We start from the raw sequence: 17,889 nt of genomic DNA on the forward strand, positions 1-17,889 counted from the left end.
AGGAGCATGATGATATCCGGTCGAATTACGATGCTGACCAATCCCGCATCGGGGCACGGCAGCGCGCCGCATGCGGCCGAACGTGCGGTCGGCCAATTGCATCGGCGGGGCGTCGACGTCGTGGCCATTGCGGGCACCGATGCCGACCATGCGCGACGGCTCGTCGAGGGCGCCCTCGAACGCGGGATGGATGCCCTGGTCGTGGTCGGCGGTGACGGCATCGTCTCCCTGGCGCTGCAGGTGCTCGCGCAGACCGACATCCCGCTCGGCATCATCCCGTCGGGCACCGGCAATGACCATGCCCGCGAATTCGGTATTCCCGCAAAGGATCCCGAGGCGGCCGCCGACGTCATCGTCGACGGCGTCGCCCAGACAGTGGACCTCGGCCGCATCACGGGAGCTGACGGCACCGAGAGATGGTTCGGCACCGTGATGGCCGCGGGCTTCGATTCCCTGGTCACCGATCGCACCAACCGCATGCGGTGGCCGCACGGCCGGATGCGCTACAACCTCGCGATGCTCGCCGAGCTATCGCAGTTGCGGCTATTGCCGTTCCGCCTGACGTTTGACGGCGAGGAGATCGAAACACGGCTCACCCTCGCCGCATTCGGCAACACCAAGAGCTACGGCGGCGGCATGCTGATCTGCCCCACCGCCGATCCCACCGACGGTCTGCTCGACGCGACGATGGTGGCGTCGGAGTCGCGCACGAGACTGATTCGGTTGTTTCCGACCGTGTTCAAGGGCACGCACGTCAACCTCGACGAGGTCCGCACGGCGCGGGCCACCACGATCAGGGTGGAGTGCCGGGCTTCGACCGAAATTACGGCGTACGCCGACGGCGAGTACGTCTGCCCGCTGCCGGTGGAGGTGTCGGCGGTACCGGCGGCGCTGAAAATACTGCGGCCGGCTACCCCACGCCGCGGTTGAGCCAGCTCACCTCGCCGGTGTCGCCGCCGCTGCGGTAGGGCTCGAGCGCTTCGTCCCAGGCGGTGCCCAGCACCGAGTCGAGTTCGGCGGCGAGCATGTCCGCACCGGCCGACATCAGCGACCGCAGCCGCATCTCGCCGACCATGGTGTCGCCGTTGGCGCTCATGGAGCCGCTCCACAAACCGAGCTGGGGCGTGTGGCAGAAACGCTGGCCGTCCACGCCGGGGCTGGGATCCTCGGTCACCTCGAAGCGCAACACTGACCACGACCGGAGCGCGTTGGCGAGTTGTGCCCCTGCGCCGACGGGGCCGACCCAGTTGGTGACCGCGCGCAGCTGGCCAGGCATGGCCGGCTGTGGGGTCCAGGTGAGGTTCGCCCGTGACTTCAGGGTCGATGACAACGCCCACTCGACGTGCGGGCACACGGCCGCTGGTGAGGCGTGGATGTAAACCACGCCCGTCGTCGAGTCGGCGAACTGGTTCGACGCACGCATCTGCTGCTCCTTCGGCTCCACGAGGGACGTCTTCCCCAACGACCTGGCGGAACGAAATGAGCCGCATTCGGATGCGGTTGTGTCGTACGTGCCTATTGTGCCTTGTGAGGCCCCTGTTGCGCTAGCCCCCGGGCTATTTGCTGTCGAATTCAGCGATCACGGCGTCGGAAAGGGCCGGCCAGGGCTGGTAGGCCCAGTCGCCGAATTCGCGGTCGGTCAGCACGACGAGCGCCAGCTCGCGGCGCGGATCGACCCAGAGAAACGTCCCTGACTGGCCAAAATGGCCGTAGGTGTCGCCGCTGTTGGCTGACCCCGTCCAGTGCGGCGACTTGCCGTCACGGATCTCGAAGCCAAGGCCCCAGTCGTTGGGCCGCTGGACGCCGAAGCCGGGCAGCACGCCGTCGAGCCCGGGGAACTGCACGCTGGTGGCCTCGCTGTGCATGTCACCCGACACCAGCTCGGGCCGCAGCAGGTCGGCGGCGAAGGTCGCGAGGTCGGCGACCGAGGAGGTCGCGCCGTAGCCCGCGGCCTCGGCGCCACCGTCGAGCTCGCTGGACGTCATGCCCAGCGGTTCGAAGACCGCCTCCGCCAGGTAGCAGCCGAACTCGATGTCGGCTTCCGCGGCGATCGTCTGCGCGAGCACCCCGAAGCCGTAGTTCGAGTAGATGCGGCGCTTTCCCGGCTCCGACATCACCTTGTCGGTGTGCATCGAATATCCGGAGGTGTGGGCCAGCAGATGCCGCACCGTCGACTCCGGCGGGCCCGCGGGGGTGTCCAGTTCGAGGACGCCCTCTTCGATCGCGATCTGCGCCGCACGCGCGACCAACGACTTGGTCACCGACGCCAGCTGGAACCGATGAGCGGTGTCGCCGTGCTCGACCAGGATGCCCGACGGCCCGATGACCGCGGCAGCGGCGGTCGGCACCGGCCAATCGGCGACCACATCGAGTGCAGACATCTAAACGACGGCGTCGACCACGACACCGGTGAGCACGACCCAACGCTGCATCGACTCCGTCCACGCCCGACGGTGTTGTGCATCTGCCCGCCGACCCGAGCGCAGCACCAACCGATACACGTCGCCCGCCCAGTCGAGCGGTATCCGGTCGTCGAGCACGGGCAACAACGCGTCGTCGAGCATCCGGTACCCGTCGGCGGCGCGCGCGTCCAGCGCGGCGACACCCCCGACCACCCGGGCCAGCAGGGCAAGCGTGGCGTCGCCGGTTTCGGACGCCGTGTGCTGCAGGGCCGTTAGGGCGCGGCTCAGCCCGGCGGCGTCGCCAGCAGCCAGCGCGGTGGCCGCGTCGAGATAGGCCAGGTAGCCGTCGACGCGGCGGGCAGCACCACCCGCGGCCAGCGCGTGTGCACGGTCCGCCCATTGTCGCGACACCGCGTCGTGCCCGCGGGCGTGCCACTGCATCGCGAGAACCGCGGCCGTCATCGCGGCGGCGGGAGGGTCGGCCCGCACAGACCTGTCGTAGGCCCGCTCGGCCAACCGGACAGCTTCCCGGCCATATCCGAGGCGCCAGGCGGCAGCAGCGTAGGCGTGGAGGTCGTCGGGCGGAATTGATCCGATTCCGTCGGCCCGGACGAACGCCGCGTAGCTCGCGCGCCAGTCATTACGCCGGTAAGCATCGCGCGCTTCGGCGAGAAAATCGATCAACGTCTCCATGGCCTCTCCATCACCTCCATCACACCAGTTTCCCTCGACGTCATGGTCACAGGTTCCCACTATCCCGCTATCGTTTTGCCCCATGGGTCAGACAGTGCGCGGAGTGATTTCGAGGAAGAAGGGCCAGCCGGTCGAGGTGGTGGATGTCGTCATCCCCGATCCGGGACCGGGGGAGGTCGTCGTCGACATCCAGGCATGCGGTGTCTGTCATACCGACCTGACCTACCGTGACGGCGGCATAAACGATGACTATCCGTTCCTGCTGGGCCACGAGGCCGCTGGTGTCGTCGACGCTGTCGGCGACGGTGTCACCAACGTACAGCCCGGCGACTTCGTCATCCTGAATTGGCGTGCCGTGTGCGGCCAGTGCCGGGCCTGCAAGCGGGGGCGTCCGCACCTGTGCTTCGACACCCACAACGCCGCGCAGAAAATGACGTTGACCGACGGCACCGAGTTGACGCCCGCGCTCGGCATCGGGGCATTCATCGACAAGACCCTGGTTCACGAGGGGCAGTGCACGAAGGTCAATCCCGCCGCCGATCCCGCGGTGGCCGGGCTACTGGGCTGCGGGGTGATGGCCGGCATCGGTGCAGCAATCAACACCGGCGCGGTGAACCGTGACGACACCGTTGCGGTAATCGGTTGCGGCGGTGTGGGTGACGCCGCCATCGCGGGTTCGGCATTGGTCGGGGCGAAGCGGATCATCGCGGTCGACACCGACAACAAGAAGCTCGACTGGGCGCGCGGGTTCGGCGCGACGCACACGATCAATGCCCGCGAACTCGACCCGGTGGAGACCATCCAGGATCTCACCGACGGCTATGGCGCCGACGTGGTGATCGACGCGGTCGGACGGCCCGAGACATGGAAGCAGGCATTCTACGCCCGTGATCTGGCGGGAACCGTTGTGCTGGTGGGTGTTCCGACTCCAGATATGACCTTGGAGATGCCGCTGGTCGACTTCTTCTCCCGCGGCGGCTCACTGAAGTCGTCGTGGTACGGCGACTGTCTGCCGGAGCGCGACTTCCCGACCCTGATCAGCCTGCATCTACAAGGCAGGCTGCCGTTGGAGAAATTCGTGTCCGAGCGCATCGGCCTCGACGACATCGAGGACGCATTCCACAAGATGCACGCCGGCTCCGACACAGAGCCAGTGCTGCGGTCGGTGGTGGTGTTCGGCCGATGAGCGCTTGCGCGAAGAGGAGACGATGATGAACGGCGGCCCAATAGAGCGGCTGGTTACCCACGGCACCTTCGAACTCGACGGTGGCAGTTGGGAAGTCGACAACAACATCTGGATTGTCGGCGACAACAACGACGTCATCGTCTTCGACGCCGCGCACGATGCGGGCCCGATCGTGAACGCGGTCGGCGGGCGCAACGTCGTCGCAGTGGTGTGCACGCACGGCCACAACGACCATGTGACGGTGGCACCCGAACTGGGTGAGGCATTGGACGCGCCGGTGTTGCTGCACCCCGCTGACGAGGTGCTGTGGCGAATGACGCATCCCGACAGAGATTTTCGCGCAGTCGGCGACGCGGAGATGCTGACGGTAGCCGGTACGCAGTTGCGGGCACTGCATACGCCTGGCCACTCGCCGGGTTCGGTGTGCTGGTATGCGCCCGAGCTCAAGGCGGTGTTCTCCGGTGACACGCTGTTCGAGGGCGGTCCTGGCGCCACGGGCCGGTCGTACTCGGACTTCCCGACGATCCTGGAATCCATCGCGGGCCGGCTCGGCAGGCTGCCCGGCGAGACTGTCGTCTACACCGGCCACGGCGACTCCACGACCATCGGCGATGAGATCGTGCACTACGACGAATGGGTGGCCCGCGGCCACTAGAAGACTACCGTTGGTGGCATGCCCGAGAAGCCGACGGCTGTGCCCGAGTCGAGCGTTGTCGTTCGACCCGAGCCGGTGGAGAGCAAGACCTACACGGTCAGCTCACGGCTGCAGGCCGCCGGATTACGTGCGGCGATAGCGCTTTTCGAGCAGGCAGCCGACACCGTGCCGCTGCCCCGCGCGCCGCAGCCCATCGTCATCGCCGACTACGGCGCTTCCACTGGCCACAACTCGCTGCTGCCCATTTCGACGGCGCTGCCGGTGCTGCGCAGACGCACCCGTCCGGAGCATTCCATCCTGGTCGTACACACCGACGTGCCGGACAACGACTTCACGGTGATGTTCGAAACGCTGGCCGACGATCCGGACACCTACCTGAAGAAGGACGCCGCCACGTTCGCCTCGGCCGTCGGGCGGTCGTTCTACAGCCAGATCATTCCCTCCAACAGCGTTCACCTCGGCTGGTCGTCGTGGGCGATCCTGTGGCTGAGTCGCGTACCTTCGCCGATCCCCGACCACGTGCAGGTGAACTACAGCGCCGACCAGAACGTGCGAGCGGCCTACGAACGCCAGGCCGCCTACGACTGGCACGAGTTCGTCGCCTTCCGTGGCCGCGAGTTGGCCCCGGGAGGACAACTGGTCGTGCTGACGATGGCCATCGACGAGCACGGCGAGTTCGGCTATCGGCCGGTGCTGGGCGCGCTCGTCGATGCGCTGGGCGAGCTGGTCACCGACGGCCTGGTTACCGAGGACGAGGTTCGGCGTATGTGCATGCCGATCGTCGGGCGACGCGAGTCGGACTTCATTGCCCCCTTCGCGCCGTCGGGCCGTTTCGAGCGGCTGTCGATTGAGCATCTCGAGGTGTTCAATGCCGAGGACCGATTCTGGATGCAGTACCAAGCCGACCATGACACAGCGGTTTTCGGCGCGCTATGGGCGGCTTTTGTCAGGGCGTCGATCTTCCCGACGCTGGCGTCCGCGCTCACCGGCGGCCGCAACGACGCACGCGCGCCACAGTTCTTCGAGCGGCTGGAAGCCGGTGTCGCGCAACGGTTGGCCGCCTCCCCTGAGCCGGTGCAAATCCCGTTGGCCAAGCTCGTGTTGACCAAGCGGCAGCGCGCGTCCTAGGGCGCGGGCTGTGGCGGCTGTATCGGCCTGGGCACAAACGGCAGACCGGGAATGGTCTGGTACGGCAGCGTCGGGATCAGCCGCGGCGGAGTCGACGGCGCCTCCGATGTCGGCGGCGGGGCCTCCGATGTCGGCGGTGGCGGCGGTGGCGCTTCACTCGTCTGCGGAGGCGGGGGCGCCTGGGTGACGGTCTCCGGCGCTCGGGTGACCGTCTCGGTCATCTGCGGTGGCGGCGGTGCTGGCGTCTCACCGGGCGGCGGCGGCGCCTCCGATGTCGGCGGCGGGACGGCCGCTGTGGTCGTCGTGGTCGTGACCGGCGACGGGGAGGGCGCGCTCTCGTCACTGCGCAGCACGAACCACACCGCGAACGCGACCGCGAGAAGCACCAGGATCAAGCCCGCAATCAGCAGCGCGTACGGCCGTCGGCCGTCGGCCTCGGAGTGCTGAGTTTCGGGCTCGAAGTACATCGGCGGACGGGGACCGCCCATCGCGTCGGTCGAGGCCGCTCCCGCGTAGTCGTAGGGGTCGGTGACGGGGACGACATCGGGAACGTCGTCAGCCTCGGACCAGGCCAGGCCGGACGACGGAGCGGATCCCGCCGCGTCGGGGTGGACTTCCGGCGCCATCTGGGTCGCCACCACTGCAGCCGCTGCCGCCGCGGTGGGCGGGCTCAGCGCTTCGGCCATCGCCGTCGCGCCCACATCGGCAACGCCTCGGGCCGCGGTCAGCCCGCCACCGATGGCCGCGGTCAACTCCGGGTGCGGGCCGGTGATGACGGGCACGCCGAAGTGCTCAGACAGCGTCGTCGTGATCAACGGGATCCGGGAGCCGCCGCCCACGGAAGCCACGGCGGCCAACCCGCGGGCCCCATCACGGTCCAGCGTCTCCTGCAGCACACCGACGAAATCGGCCAGCGACGGACGGATCGCTTCGTCGAGCTCGTTTCGGGTGAGCCGCACCTCGCCCCGGTGCCCTGGCAACTCGGCGGTCAGGGACGTAGCTGTGGTGGTCGACAGCCGCTCCTTGGCGGCGCGGCACTGCCCGCGCAATCTGCTGAGCGGGCCGATAGCCGAGGTGCCCGTCGCGTCGACGGCTCCGGCATCGGACAGCCCCTCCAGAACTTGGGTCAGAACGGCCTGGTCGATCAGGTCACCGGACAGATCGGTGTGCCGCACGGTCTGGCCTACGGGTCTGCCGGTGCCGGCATCGACCAGCGTGATGCTGCTGCCACTGCCGCCGAAGTCGCACAGCGCAACGATTCCACTCGCGGGCAGGCCCGGATCATCCCGTAGCGCCGTCACGGCCGCGGCGGCGTCGGACACCAGCGCCGCGGCGGAAAACTCGCGCATCGGGGCGAGCGCACCGCGCAGTGCGTCCACGCTGGCCGGTCGCCAATGCGCCGGATGCGTCACGACGACGGGGTCGGTGGTGCCGCGGCCGTTGGTCACGTCGTAGAGCAGCGCGCGCAGCGCCTGGGCCAGCAGTGCCTCGCCGCGGTGGGTGGTGCCATCGGCAGCCACGATGCCGACCGGGTCTCCGACGCGGTCGACGAAGTCGGTGATGACGACGCCGCGGTCATCGGGGGTCAGCCTGGGGTTTTCGCCGGGCACGCCGACCTCGAGCGGCCGGTCGGGAAAAAGGGTCACCACGGAGGACCGCGTCACCGCGGCCCTGCCCACCACCACGGCCGTCAGGTTGGTGGCGCCAACCGACAGCCCTAAAGAATCAGCCATCCCAATCCAATCTCGCGGCCAACCCTATCGTCCATCTCGGCGCGGCCCGCAGCCGTTACTCAGCGGATGGTGCCGGCCCCGGCGATCAGCGGAAGCTCAAGCGGCGTCACCCACCCCGGCCTGAGGTCGTTGACGGCCGGAACCGCGTTGAGCGCGCGCATGCCGGTGGCAAGGCAGCCGGCCGCCGCGGCGTCGCGGCCGGAGCCATCGGTGAATCGAAATGCGGTCTCTTGGAGGATGCTTGGCGTGCCCTCGATGTCGACGCGGTACACGTCGTTCTGGTTTCCGGTGGGCCACTCGGGCGCGGCGTCGTCCCCGATGCGGTTCACGTGCTCCAGCTGAATTCGGGTTTCGCCCTGGTAGACACCGTTGATGGTGAACCGGACGGCGGCGACGTGACCGGCGGGGATGACGCCCTTCGCCGACTTCCGCTCGCTGGGTGTCACCCACTTGTCATAGGTGGTGGTGATCTCGTCGAGCATGATGCCCGCTGCATGCGCGATCATGGGAACCGTTGCGCCCCAAGCGAATACCAGGATGTCGGAGGTTTCGAGCATCGCCTTCTTCTCCGGCGGCTTGCCGATGCCCATCTCGCGTTCGTAGTCACCGGTGTAGTTGGTGTAGTCCAGCAGCTCCGAGGCCCGCACCGTGCGAACCTCCGAACACAGCCCCATCAGCGTCATCGGAAACAGGTCGTTGGCGAAGCCGGGATCGATGCCGGTGGTGAAACACGAAGATTCACCCAATTCGCACGCCTCGGTGATCGGCTGGATCCAGTTCGGCGGATTGAGATGCATCGTCGGCCACACCCATGGGGTCATCGCCGTCGAACACACATCGATACCGGCGCGGAGGAAGCGAGTCATCAGCGCGATGTTGTCCTCGGCGTGGGCCGCCGTGGGGCCGTAATGCACCAGGGCATCGGGTTTGAGGTCGATGAGGGCGTCGACGTCATCTGTCGCGGCGAGTCCCAACAATGCGGGCAGCCCGCAGATATCGGCGACGTCGCGGCCAACCTTGTCGGGGTTGCTCACTCCGACGCCTACTAGCTCGAACAGCGGGTGCTTCACGACTTCGGCGATCACCATCTTGCCGACAAAGCCGGTGCCCCACACGACGATTCGCTTGGTCATCCGCCACCTTCCGGTCGGTCCCCTGGTGCTGACCCTAACCCGGCGGACAGGGGCAACCGGCCGAAGGGGAATTTTCGCGTGCTCAATCGACTTGTGCCCGGCATGACAGATCTTCAGGGACGACGGGCACTGGTCACCGGTGCTTCACGCGGCATCGGGGCGGCGATCGTTCGGCGGCTGGCCGGCGACGGTGCAGCCGTCGCCTTCACCTACGGCAGGTCGGCCGAGGAGGCCGAGAAGCTGGTCGCCGAAATCACCGCCGAGAGCGGCACAGCGGTGGCGATCCAGGCCGACAGCGCCGACCCGGTGCAGGTCGCCGCGGCGGTCGACCAGGCGGTGGACCACTTGGGCGGGCTCGACGTCCTGGTGAACAACGCGGGCGTGGCCGTGTTGCACGATATCGAGTCGTTCCCGCTGGAGGAATTCGACCGGCTGCTGGCGATCAACGTCCGCGCAGTGTTCGTCGCGACGCAGCGCGCGGTGCCGCATCTGGGCGCCAACGGCCGCATCATCAACATCGGCAGCATCAACGCCGAACGGGTGCCCGGGCCCGGATTGTCCGGTTATGCGATGACGAAGGCCGCCGTCGCGGGCCTGACCCGTGGACTGGCCCGCGAACTGGGACCCCGCGGCATCACGGTCAACAATGTGCAGCCCGGCCCGATCGACACCGACATGAATCCGGATCAGGGTGAATTCGCCGAGTCAGCCAAGCAAGTCATGGCCATCGGCCGCTACGGGCAGCCCAGTGACATCGCGGGCGTGGTGAGCTACCTCGCGGGTCCCGACACGGGATACATCACCGGTGCCAACTGGAATGTGGACGGCGGCTTCACCGTCTAGCGGGCGTCACCGGCACAGCCGAAGGCCAGCGGGTTCACACACCAGCGGATAGCGGTCGACGGGAATCGGCAGCGGTTTGTCGAAGGCAAGGGTGAACGGGGTCTTGGTCATCCCGGGCTGCACTCCGCAGACGGCGGTATGGGTGGACGTGTGCTCGCCGGTCAACGTCACGTCGTCGAACTTGTAGGTGTCGACGGAAGACTCCCTGCTGCCATCGGGGCACAGGAAACCTTCGTCCTTGTGGGTGGTCAGGGTCCACTGGCCGCCGGTCAGATGAGCGTCACCACCCCAGTTCAACGAGTTCAACTCGAAGGTGCTCTCGTTCTTGGTGGCGCTGACGACCTTCAGCGTGCACGCGACAGGCAGCTCCAGCGGCACCCGCAGATCCCCCACCGTCGGCACGCAGAGCGGGTAGATCGTCCAGGTCGCTTCGGGCAGGCCCGGCGCGCTGAACTTATAGAGGCCCTCCATGACCTGGTCGGCCGCCGCCGGGCCCGCAGTGCCCAATGCCGTGCCGCCCAGCACGACGGCAATGCCCAGCAGACGAGCGATCGTCCCCATGTCCCCTCCTCAGGCCATTGCAAGGAGTATCACAGTGCGACCCACAGGCATCAAGGATCGCCCTCGTCGGCGATCATCACGCAGAAGGCCTGCATGTCTTCTAGACTCCCGCCATGAGCAGGTCAGCGCCGGTGATTGCGTTCGCTGTGGCGATCGCCTTCGGCGCGGCGGCGACCGGATGCACCAGCACCGTGGCAGGCGTCGCCGTCAAGCCCAGCGCGTCGGTACCGGCCGACGACGTGCCGCCGCTCGAGGAGTCGGCGCTGGAGGACCTGCTGCTCAACAACCGGGAGCTCGACAAGCTCGCCGGTGTCGAGATGGAGTCGCTCTATTCGTCCGACGAGATGAACGACAACGCTGAGCAGGTCTCCGATCTCGATTGCCTTGGTGCCATCTATCCCGGTGAGAAGGAGATCTACGACGGGGCCGGATGGGACGCCATCCGCGACGAGATCTACCTCGAGTCGGGCAGCGAGGAGGAATCACGTCTGGTCGAGCAGACCGTCATCCTCTTCGATTCCCCCAACGAGGCCGTCGAATTCTTCGAGGCGTCGAAGGACAAGTGGCTCCAGTGCGCAGAGATCAAGGACATCCACGTCGAGGACGGTTCGTGGCTGCCCGAGCGGGTCGAAGACGTGGATGAACGAACCATCGCGCTGAAAGCCCAAGTCGACGGCAGCCTCTCGGGAACCTGTCAACACGCGATGGGCGTGGTTTCCAACCTGATCGTCGAGGGCTTCTCGTGCGACGCAGACGACAACGACGACGCCCAGAAGGTCACCACCCAGATCCTCGAGGAAGCGCGCGAGCAGTAGCGGGTAGGCGCTCTTTCTTTTGAAGCGGTCTTGAACTCGTTGCGACGGCCTGTCGTGTCCCTGGTGGGGAAAGATCGATGGCCGTCATCGCGCTCACGCTTTACCTCGCCTTCGGGGTCTTGGCTCTCGGCGGGCGTCTCTGGGTGCAATGGAACCGCACGGGTTCGACCGGTTACCGCGGGATCAGCCGTCACCTTGGTTCGCTTGGACTGGCCGGCGGCGTAGCGTTCATCGTCGCGATGGTCGGTGGGCTGGCCGCTCCCCTGCTTCAAGTGCTGCACGTGGTATCGCCGCTGCGGTTGCTCGACGACGGACTGCTGAACCGTGCCGGCATCGCGCTGGCCGCCTGCGGGCTCGCCGCCACCATCTATGCGCAACTCGATATGGGCGCGTCGTGGCGGGTGGGCATCGACACGGCGGAGGTGACGGCGCTGGTGCGCACGGGAACGTTTCGGCTGGTGCGGAATCCGATCTTCAGCGCGATGATGGTGTTCACGTTGGGTCAAACGCTGATGGCGCCGAACGTCGTTGCCGTCTCGGTCCTCGCGATCTTCATCGCGGCGGTCGAGGTGTCGGTGCGCAGCGCCGAGGAGCCCTACCTGCTACGGGTCCACGGCGAGGAATACCGTGACTACATGGCCAGCGTCGGACGGTTCTTTCCCGGTGTCGGATTACGCCGCTACGAACGTGATCGCATCCGCTGAACGACGCGATGAACGAGGTTGATCGGCGCAAGCGCGACTCGCCAGGCCACCCCCTGCCAAACCGGACCCGTGCCGACGAATGTGACCACAGCGCCCCGGGCGCTGCCGGTGCGTCCCGTGATCAATTCAAATGTCGCATGGGCAACGACTATTCGTCGATCGCTGCGCAGCGCCGGAACCTTGTAGACCTTCTCTGGATGACTCAGCCGACCCCGGTGCATCGCCTTGTCGAATCCGCGCCAATGCAGACTGCGCAGCACAGGCGGTATGACGACGTTGAGGTTGCGGCCGAGCGCCTCGTCCGCCGAGTAGCCCGCGATATCGGTGACAGCGTCATCCCACTCCCTGATGATCCCGTCGCGATCCACCGTCACGGTCGGCCTCTGCTTCTGGTGCCTCTGGCGCGTCCCCTCCAAAGCGTCCATGCCTTCAATACGGTGCAGGCGGGTAGTGAGTTCACATGATGATCTGGGACCGCATAGCCGCCATCGTGACGCATCGACGTTCGTGGGTGCTCGCACTGCTGATCGTCGCCGCCTCCGGAGCATTGATGGCCGCCGCTGGGGCGAATTCCGATGCCGATGAACCGCCCGTTCAGCTGCCACCGTCGGCCGAATCTGCCCGCGCGGCAGAGATATCGAAGTCGTTTCCGGGCGGGGACCGGGTTCCGGCTGTTCTTGTGGTGTCCCGTCGCGACGACTCGTCTTTGACCCCCGGTGACATCGACGCGGCCCGAGCCGCCCAGCATCGCGTGTTGTCGGCAGCCGGCGCTGCCGGGCCACCGCTCATCGTTGCGCGCGACGGCCGAGCTGCGGTGGCCCCGATCCCCGTGGCGGCCAAGTCCGGATCTGAACTCAACGAGACGGTCGGTGCGTTGCGCCGGTCGGCCATGGCGGGCGCACCAGACGAGCTTGCCGTCGCGCTCACCGGCGGCCCCGCATTCGGCGCCGACATCGGCAACGCGATGTCGAACGCCAACATCGTGCTGCTGGCGGTCACCGCGTCAGTTGTCGCACTGCTACTGATCGTCACTTACCGCTCGCCGATTCTGTGGCTGGTGCCGTTGGCGGTGGTAGGCCTGGCCGATGGGCTCTCGACCGCGTTGGGCTCGTTGGTGTCACGCCTCACCGGGTTGATGTTCGATGGCGCCACTGCCGGTATCACCAGCGTGCTGGTCTTTGGCGCGGGCACCAACTATGCGCTGCTGCTGATCTCGCGCTACCGCGAGGAACTGGGACGCGGCGACGACCATCGAATGGCGCTGCGTCGCGCAGTGCGCTGCGCTGGACCGGCTGTCGTCGCCAGCAATGCGACGGTCGTACTGGGCTTGCTGACCCTTATTTTCGCCGCCGCACCGGCCACCCGGAGCCTGGGGCTGCATGCCGCACTCGGGCTGGTGATCGCGGTGCTGCTGATCCTGCTGGTGTTGCCGCCGTTGCTCGGCCTGTTCGGCACGAGGCTCTTCTGGCCGCTCGTTCCGCGCAGCGACGCAGAAGCGGCCGCCCCGGGCATCTGGCACAACGTCGCCACATGGGTCACCGGCCATGCCCGGCTGGTGGCCGTCTCCACGGTGGCGGCGTTGGCGTTGATGACGCTCGGTATGCTCGCAACGCCCATCGGTTTATCTCAGACCGAACAGTTTCGCGTGTCGGCCGAATCGGTGTCCGGCTACGACACACTGACTGCCCACTTCCCCAGCGGCTTGACCGATCCGACTTTCGTGATCGGAGACGAGGGCCGCGCCGACGCGACGAGGCAGGCGATCGCGGGGACGCCCGGTGTGGCTTCTGTCAGCGATTCGGGGTCCGCGGACGGATTGACCCAGTGGTCGGTGGTACTCGACGCGCCGCCGGCATCTGGGCAAGCCTTAAATACCGTTGCCGCGCTGCGCGAATCAACAAAAAACGCGGACCCGACCGCCGTGGTCGGCGGCCCGGACGCACAGGCGATGGATTCGCGCGATGCTGCCGTCCACGACCGCTACCTGCTCGTCCCGGCCATCCTCGCCGTGGTGTTGGCCGTGCTCTACGTGCTTCTCCGCGCTGCGCTGGCGCCTCCGGTCTTGGTCGCAGTCATGGTGCTGGTTGCGATGTCGGCGCTGGGTCTTGGCGGCTGGGCCTGTGTGCATCTGCTCGGTATGCCCGCACTCGATTACTCGACACCGCTATTTGCATTCTTGTTCCTCGTCGCTCTCGGCGTCGACTACACGATCTTCTTGGTCACGCGCGCTCGCGAAGAGACGCTGACGCATGGCACGCGCGAGGGCGTCGTGCGCGCGGTGTCGGCTACCGGACCGGTGATCACCAGCGCGGGCATCGTGCTGGCCGCGGTTTTCTGCGTGCTTGCCGTGCTTCCGCTGATCGTGCTGACCCAACTCGGTGTGATTGTGGGACTTGGCATTCTGCTCGACACCTTCGTCGTGCGCACCATGGTGGTGCCGGCCGTCTTCACATTGCTGGGGCCCCGAATCTGGTGGCCCGTGCAGCTCGAATCGATGAACCCAAAGGCGCCGTTGTACGTGAAGTAGACATGACCGCCCAACAGCCCGGGGCGGACTGGGACGCTATGTGGTCGCCCGCGCTTGCGCGCGGCCTGATCCGGCACGAGGCGCTGCGCTCGCTTCGGCACTGCGATGGCTACATCGACCTGCTGGGCCCCGACCACAAGTCCCGTCCCACCTTCGCGCAGCGCGTGCGCCTGCACGCGACGTCGGCGTCTTTTTCTGGCGCCAGGGCGGTCAACGCCGTGCGTTTAACCGGCGGACAGCGGGTGCTCGACCTCGCCTGCGGACCCGGCGACTACACAAGGGTCTTCGCTGACAGGCTGACCGGTGACGGGTTCGTCATCGGCGTGGACGACTCGGACCGGATGCTGCAGCGTGCCGCGTTGATCAACAGCCACGCCCGCGTGGTCTACATGCGTGCCGACACCCTCGAACTTCCCTTCGGCGATGGGGCATTCGACGCGGTGTGCTGCTTCGGCGCACTCCATCTGCTGCCCGAGCCGTTGGGAGTGTTGCGTGAGATGCTCCGTGTCCTCGCACCCCTTGGGCGGATCGCGGTGCTCACCAGCTACTGCCACGAATCGGCGCTGACACACAAGGTGCTGGCCGTGGGCGCCACGATGTGCGGCGTGCACGTTTTCGACCGAACCTCTGTGCCTGCGTTCTTCGCCGCAGCGGGGCTCGCCGGTATCGAGCAAGAACTGCACGGCATGACCCAGCTCGTCACCGCCTTCCGGCCTGGACCCACTTCAGTAGCGGCTATCTCATCTGCTGCTGCTCGACGTATGCTGCGATCACATCTGTAAGGGCACGCAGTTCACGGTCGACGTCGACGGGTCCCGGCACCGCCATCTTGGCCACCATTGCCCCCATCAAAGTGGTCCAGATTAGGTTGCCGACGGCGTCGGCACGCTCGGGCTCCAGCCCGTCGGCGACATACCGCCCCAGTCGGGTCAGGGTCGAGAACAATTCGAGCAGATGTCGCTGATCGACATCGGCGCGGCTCGATCGCGTCGCGATCAGAATCTCCAATGCCGCAATAGATGTCGGGCTCAGGAAGGCCTCGGCCACGGCGTTGACAAGCAGCTGCGCCCTGGCGTGTCCGACGGTCGATCCCAGTTGCGGTTCCAGAGCGCGCAGAGTCTCAACGAGTTGGCCAAAGCCCCTGTCCACCACCGCCATCAGGAGGCCGTCGCGGTCGCCGAAGTGATACTGGATCACGCCCCACGTCACGCCGGCCCGCTCTGTGATGTGTTTTGCGCTGGCGGCGCCGAACCCTTCCTCGATGACACATCGCACCGTCTCGTCGATGACCATCGCTCGGGTCCGGTCGGCACGTTCCTGCTTGCCGTTGACCGGGCGACGCGGCGAGATGCCGGTGGGCATGATCCCTAGAGCTTGAACCGGCCGGCGAAACCGCGCAGCGGAAGATCAGCGCTGGTCACGATTCCCGGCGGCGCGGCGACCACCGACCTGATCGCCGCGAGGGCCGGCATGCCGGTGACCGTCATCCCGATTGATGCGAAGTTGTCCGGGTTGGACAGGTCCACCCCGGGTTTCGGGAAGATCATGTGCTTGTTGTAAATGCACGGGTCGCCCTTGATCTGGGTGATGTAGCAGCCCTTGATATCCCAGCTCGGATCGGTGTGCGGGGTCATCTGCCACTCGAGATGGGTTTCCACCCTCGGCACGCCGTCGACCATGCCCTGGTACTTGATGTAGTTACCGCCGAGCGAGCCCTTGGGCAGCGTGTACCAGCCGAGGTCGACGTCTTTGGTGCACGAGCCGAGTTCGTAGCTGAATTTCACCTCGTCGAGTTCGAGGTCGAAACAGTCCGCCATCATCAGCACGCTGTCGGCGAACACCCGAGTGTACTTCTCGAGCCTGGCCGGAATACTCGGATCGTCGACCGGCAGACCGTAACCCACCTCGATCCAGGTGTCCTTGCTGTGATGGCAGGACACGTCGACCGATTCGATGGTGGTGACGTTCTCGATCTCGGCGACATCGGCCGAACACACCACGCCCAGGATCTGGTTCAGGCCCGGATTCATCCCCGTCCCGTAGAACGTGGAACCACCCTTCTCGCATGCCTCGGACAGCAGCTGCGTCACCGGCTTTCCGGAAGGGTGCGGATGGTTGGTGTCGCGGTGCCAGCCGGTGATCCAGTCCGCCGTGGTGACGATGTCTATGCCCGCCTCGAGGACTCGCACATAAAGATCCTCGTCCGGAAAAACGCCGTGAAAGGTCAACACGTCGGGCTTGGCGGCGATGATCTCTTCGACGGTGCCGGTGGCCGTCACCCCGTTGGGCGCAAGGCCCGCCAACTCTCCGGCGTCCTTACCGATCTTCTCCGGCGAGTAGCAGTGCACACCGATCAGCTCCAGATCGGGTTGGCTGGCGATGCGCTTGATCATCTCCGAGCCGACATTGCCAGTGGCAACTTGGAACACACGAATCGGCTTGGCGGGCTGGCTCATTCGGTACGACCTCTCTGTGCATACACTTCGGCGGCACTCCCACCGATCCCATCTGGATAGAATTGTTTGGCCCAGTTCCGGATCGCGGTGAAGCCCTGCTGTTCGGCGCCGGCCAGCGCGGGGGGGTCCGAATAGCGCTGGTGTTGCCAGATGTGGATGTCCTGGGTGAACTGGCGGATGACCTCGTTGCCGAAATCACGTGCCCGCGCCTCGGCCTTCGGCGAGTCGTCGCCGGGCCGGCGCCCGATGTAGACCATGAAGCGCACATCGGAGGTGCGGTCGTCAACCGGTGTGATCGCCGAAATCGTGCGGTTGTCGACCATCCCCCAACTCTTGGTCACTGCGATTCCCAGTCCGCCGTTGATGGCTTCCACGCCGCTACTCACGTCGTCGATTGTCTGGTTCTCGTCGCCTTCGAAGGTGATCGTGAAATCGACGTAGGACACCGGCTCGTCGAAATCGTGGCGGGTGAAGACCGGAACGATCGGGGTCTGGTGCACGAACTTGAAATGTGCGAAGTCGACGCCGTTTTCGAGGACGTACTGCGGATGCATTTCCAACGCTTCGCGGAAGAGCCGCAGCTGGGGGTAATAGTCCTCGGCGCTGCTGCCGTCGGAGAAGCTCGCGAAGATGTCCGGCACGTCGAAGTACGGCTCGCGTCCGTCGACGTCATGCCAGATGTACACCGACTCGTTCCGCTCGACCACGGGGAACGTGCGGATGCGGCGGCCCCGGTTAGGCCGATCCTGATACGGGATGCAGACGTTGCGGCCGTCGTGGTTCCACTGCCAGCCGTGAAACGGACACTGCAGCACCTCGCCGACCACGTGTCCGCCGTATCCGAGATGCGCTCCAAGGTGCTCGCAGTAGGCGTCCATGACGGTCAGCTGCCTCGACTCCGCGCGCCACGCGACCAGTTCCCGGCCGAAGTACCTCAGCCGGTGCACATCGCCGACCTTCACCTCATCTGACCAGGCGACTTGAAACCATCCGGTCGGCGTCATCGACAGTGGCGGCTTGGCCATGGCCCAAAATCATAGAGCATTCAATGTA

Annotated in this window: 19 protein-coding genes; 9 read left to right on the forward strand and 10 right to left on the reverse strand. The window is 66.4% G+C overall.

Going from position 1 to position 17,889, the window contains the following annotated elements; all coding sequences use genetic code 11:
- Window positions 1-6: 6 nt before the first annotated feature.
- Entirely contained in the window at window positions 7-930 is a 924-nt protein-coding gene (locus A5651_RS15405) for a diacylglycerol kinase (RefSeq protein WP_066982301.1), read from the forward strand.
- Here the strand turns inward: A5651_RS15405 and A5651_RS15410 are convergent.
- The 3 genes from A5651_RS15410 to A5651_RS15420 all read right to left on the reverse strand — a co-directional run bounded on the left by A5651_RS15410 (window position 911) and on the right by A5651_RS15420 (window position 3,095).
- On the reverse strand, window positions 911-1,423 hold the full coding sequence (locus A5651_RS15410) for a DUF3145 domain-containing protein (RefSeq protein WP_066982513.1): 513 nt from the start codon (window positions 1,421-1,423) through the stop codon (window positions 911-913). The two genes, A5651_RS15405 and A5651_RS15410, sit on opposite strands and share 20 nt — an antisense overlap.
- A 133-nt stretch (window positions 1,424-1,556) precedes the next feature.
- Window positions 1,557-2,381, reverse strand: coding sequence for a serine hydrolase (locus tag A5651_RS15415; RefSeq protein WP_066982307.1), 825 nt, complete (start codon window positions 2,379-2,381; stop codon window positions 1,557-1,559).
- Complete coding sequence (locus tag A5651_RS15420; protein WP_066982310.1) at window positions 2,382-3,095, reverse strand: hypothetical protein; 714 nt, start codon at window positions 3,093-3,095, stop codon at window positions 2,382-2,384.
- Window positions 3,096-3,177: 82 nt separating this feature from the next.
- Between A5651_RS15420 and A5651_RS15425 the strand changes: the two genes are divergently transcribed.
- From A5651_RS15425 to A5651_RS15435, 3 genes are read left to right on the forward strand one after another with little or no spacing between them, the layout of a single operon-like run.
- Entirely contained in the window at window positions 3,178-4,281 is a 1,104-nt protein-coding gene (locus tag A5651_RS15425; RefSeq protein ID WP_066982313.1) for an S-(hydroxymethyl)mycothiol dehydrogenase, read from the forward strand.
- 25 nt (window positions 4,282-4,306) lie between these two features.
- Window positions 4,307-4,936: an MBL fold metallo-hydrolase gene (locus A5651_RS15430; protein ID WP_066982516.1), complete on the forward strand. Its 630-nt coding sequence runs from the start codon at window positions 4,307-4,309 to the stop codon at window positions 4,934-4,936.
- A gap of 39 nt (window positions 4,937-4,975) precedes the next feature.
- On the forward strand, window positions 4,976-6,064 hold the full coding sequence (locus A5651_RS15435; protein WP_066982519.1) for an SAM-dependent methyltransferase: 1,089 nt from the start codon (window positions 4,976-4,978) through the stop codon (window positions 6,062-6,064).
- On the opposite strand, the gene A5651_RS15440 is transcribed toward A5651_RS15435, so the two are convergent.
- Window positions 6,061-7,797, reverse strand: coding sequence for an Hsp70 family protein (locus A5651_RS15440; protein ID WP_066982316.1), 1,737 nt, complete (start codon window positions 7,795-7,797; stop codon window positions 6,061-6,063). The genes A5651_RS15435 and A5651_RS15440 overlap by 4 nt on opposite strands.
- A gap of 59 nt (window positions 7,798-7,856) precedes the next feature.
- Window positions 7,857-8,930 (reverse strand): dihydrodipicolinate reductase, encoded by a 1,074-nt coding sequence (locus A5651_RS15445; protein ID WP_066982319.1) that lies wholly within the window; start codon window positions 8,928-8,930, stop codon window positions 7,857-7,859.
- 102 nt (window positions 8,931-9,032) lie between these two features.
- On the opposite strand from A5651_RS15445, the gene A5651_RS15450 reads away from it, so the two are divergent.
- Window positions 9,033-9,773 carry a 3-oxoacyl-ACP reductase family protein gene (locus A5651_RS15450; RefSeq protein ID WP_066982322.1) on the forward strand — a complete coding sequence of 247 codons (741 nt, stop codon included), beginning with the start codon at window positions 9,033-9,035 and terminating at the stop codon, window positions 9,771-9,773.
- Between the two features lie 6 nt (window positions 9,774-9,779).
- Here the strand turns inward: A5651_RS15450 and A5651_RS15455 are convergent, their stop codons facing one another.
- Complete coding sequence (locus tag A5651_RS15455; protein ID WP_066982325.1) at window positions 9,780-10,334, reverse strand: hypothetical protein; 555 nt, start codon at window positions 10,332-10,334, stop codon at window positions 9,780-9,782.
- A gap of 113 nt (window positions 10,335-10,447) precedes the next feature.
- Here A5651_RS15455 and A5651_RS15460 point away from each other — a divergent pair, with 113 nt between their 5' ends.
- Together A5651_RS15460 and A5651_RS15465 are read left to right on the forward strand one after the other, a co-directional pair.
- Window positions 10,448-11,149, forward strand: a complete 702-nt coding sequence (locus A5651_RS15460) for a sensor domain-containing protein (protein WP_066982328.1) — start codon at window positions 10,448-10,450, stop codon at window positions 11,147-11,149.
- Window positions 11,150-11,226: 77 nt separating this feature from the next.
- Window positions 11,227-11,853: an isoprenylcysteine carboxylmethyltransferase family protein gene (locus A5651_RS15465; protein ID WP_066982331.1), complete on the forward strand. Its 627-nt coding sequence runs from the start codon at window positions 11,227-11,229 to the stop codon at window positions 11,851-11,853.
- Here A5651_RS15465 and A5651_RS15470 read toward each other — a convergent pair.
- The gene (locus tag A5651_RS15470) at window positions 11,829-12,227 is read right to left on the reverse strand and encodes a PAS domain S-box protein (RefSeq protein ID WP_231988699.1); all 399 of its coding nucleotides are present in this window, start codon (window positions 12,225-12,227) and stop codon (window positions 11,829-11,831) included. The genes A5651_RS15465 and A5651_RS15470 overlap by 25 nt on opposite strands.
- Window positions 12,228-12,316: 89 nt before the next feature.
- On the opposite strand from A5651_RS15470, the gene A5651_RS15475 reads away from it, so the two are divergent.
- Both A5651_RS15475 and A5651_RS15480 read left to right on the forward strand, forming a co-directional pair.
- Entirely contained in the window at window positions 12,317-14,380 is a 2,064-nt protein-coding gene (locus A5651_RS15475) for an MMPL family transporter (protein WP_066982522.1), read from the forward strand.
- Between the two features lie 2 nt (window positions 14,381-14,382).
- Window positions 14,383-15,162 (forward strand): class I SAM-dependent methyltransferase, encoded by a 780-nt coding sequence (locus A5651_RS15480; RefSeq protein WP_066982336.1) that lies wholly within the window; start codon window positions 14,383-14,385, stop codon window positions 15,160-15,162.
- On the opposite strand, the gene A5651_RS15485 is transcribed toward A5651_RS15480, so the two are convergent.
- Genes A5651_RS15485 through A5651_RS15495 form a run of 3 tightly spaced genes read right to left on the reverse strand, consistent with a single transcriptional unit; the run spans window position 15,116 to window position 17,861 of the window.
- Window positions 15,116-15,742, reverse strand: coding sequence for a TetR/AcrR family transcriptional regulator (locus A5651_RS15485; protein ID WP_066982338.1), 627 nt, complete (start codon window positions 15,740-15,742; stop codon window positions 15,116-15,118). The two genes, A5651_RS15480 and A5651_RS15485, sit on opposite strands and share 47 nt — an antisense overlap.
- 5 nt (window positions 15,743-15,747) lie before the next feature.
- Window positions 15,748-16,836 carry a dihydrodipicolinate reductase gene (locus A5651_RS15490; RefSeq protein WP_066982340.1) on the reverse strand — a complete coding sequence of 363 codons (1,089 nt, stop codon included), beginning with the start codon at window positions 16,834-16,836 and terminating at the stop codon, window positions 15,748-15,750.
- Entirely contained in the window at window positions 16,833-17,861 is a 1,029-nt protein-coding gene (locus tag A5651_RS15495; protein WP_066982343.1) for a Rieske 2Fe-2S domain-containing protein, read from the reverse strand. Before A5651_RS15495 ends, A5651_RS15490 begins: the two co-directional genes overlap by 4 nt.
- Between the last annotated feature and the right edge of the window lie 28 nt (window positions 17,862-17,889).

The sequence above is a fragment of the Mycobacterium sp. 1274761.0 genome, assembly GCF_001668615.1.
GTDB lineage: Bacteria > Actinomycetota > Actinomycetes > Mycobacteriales > Mycobacteriaceae > Mycobacterium.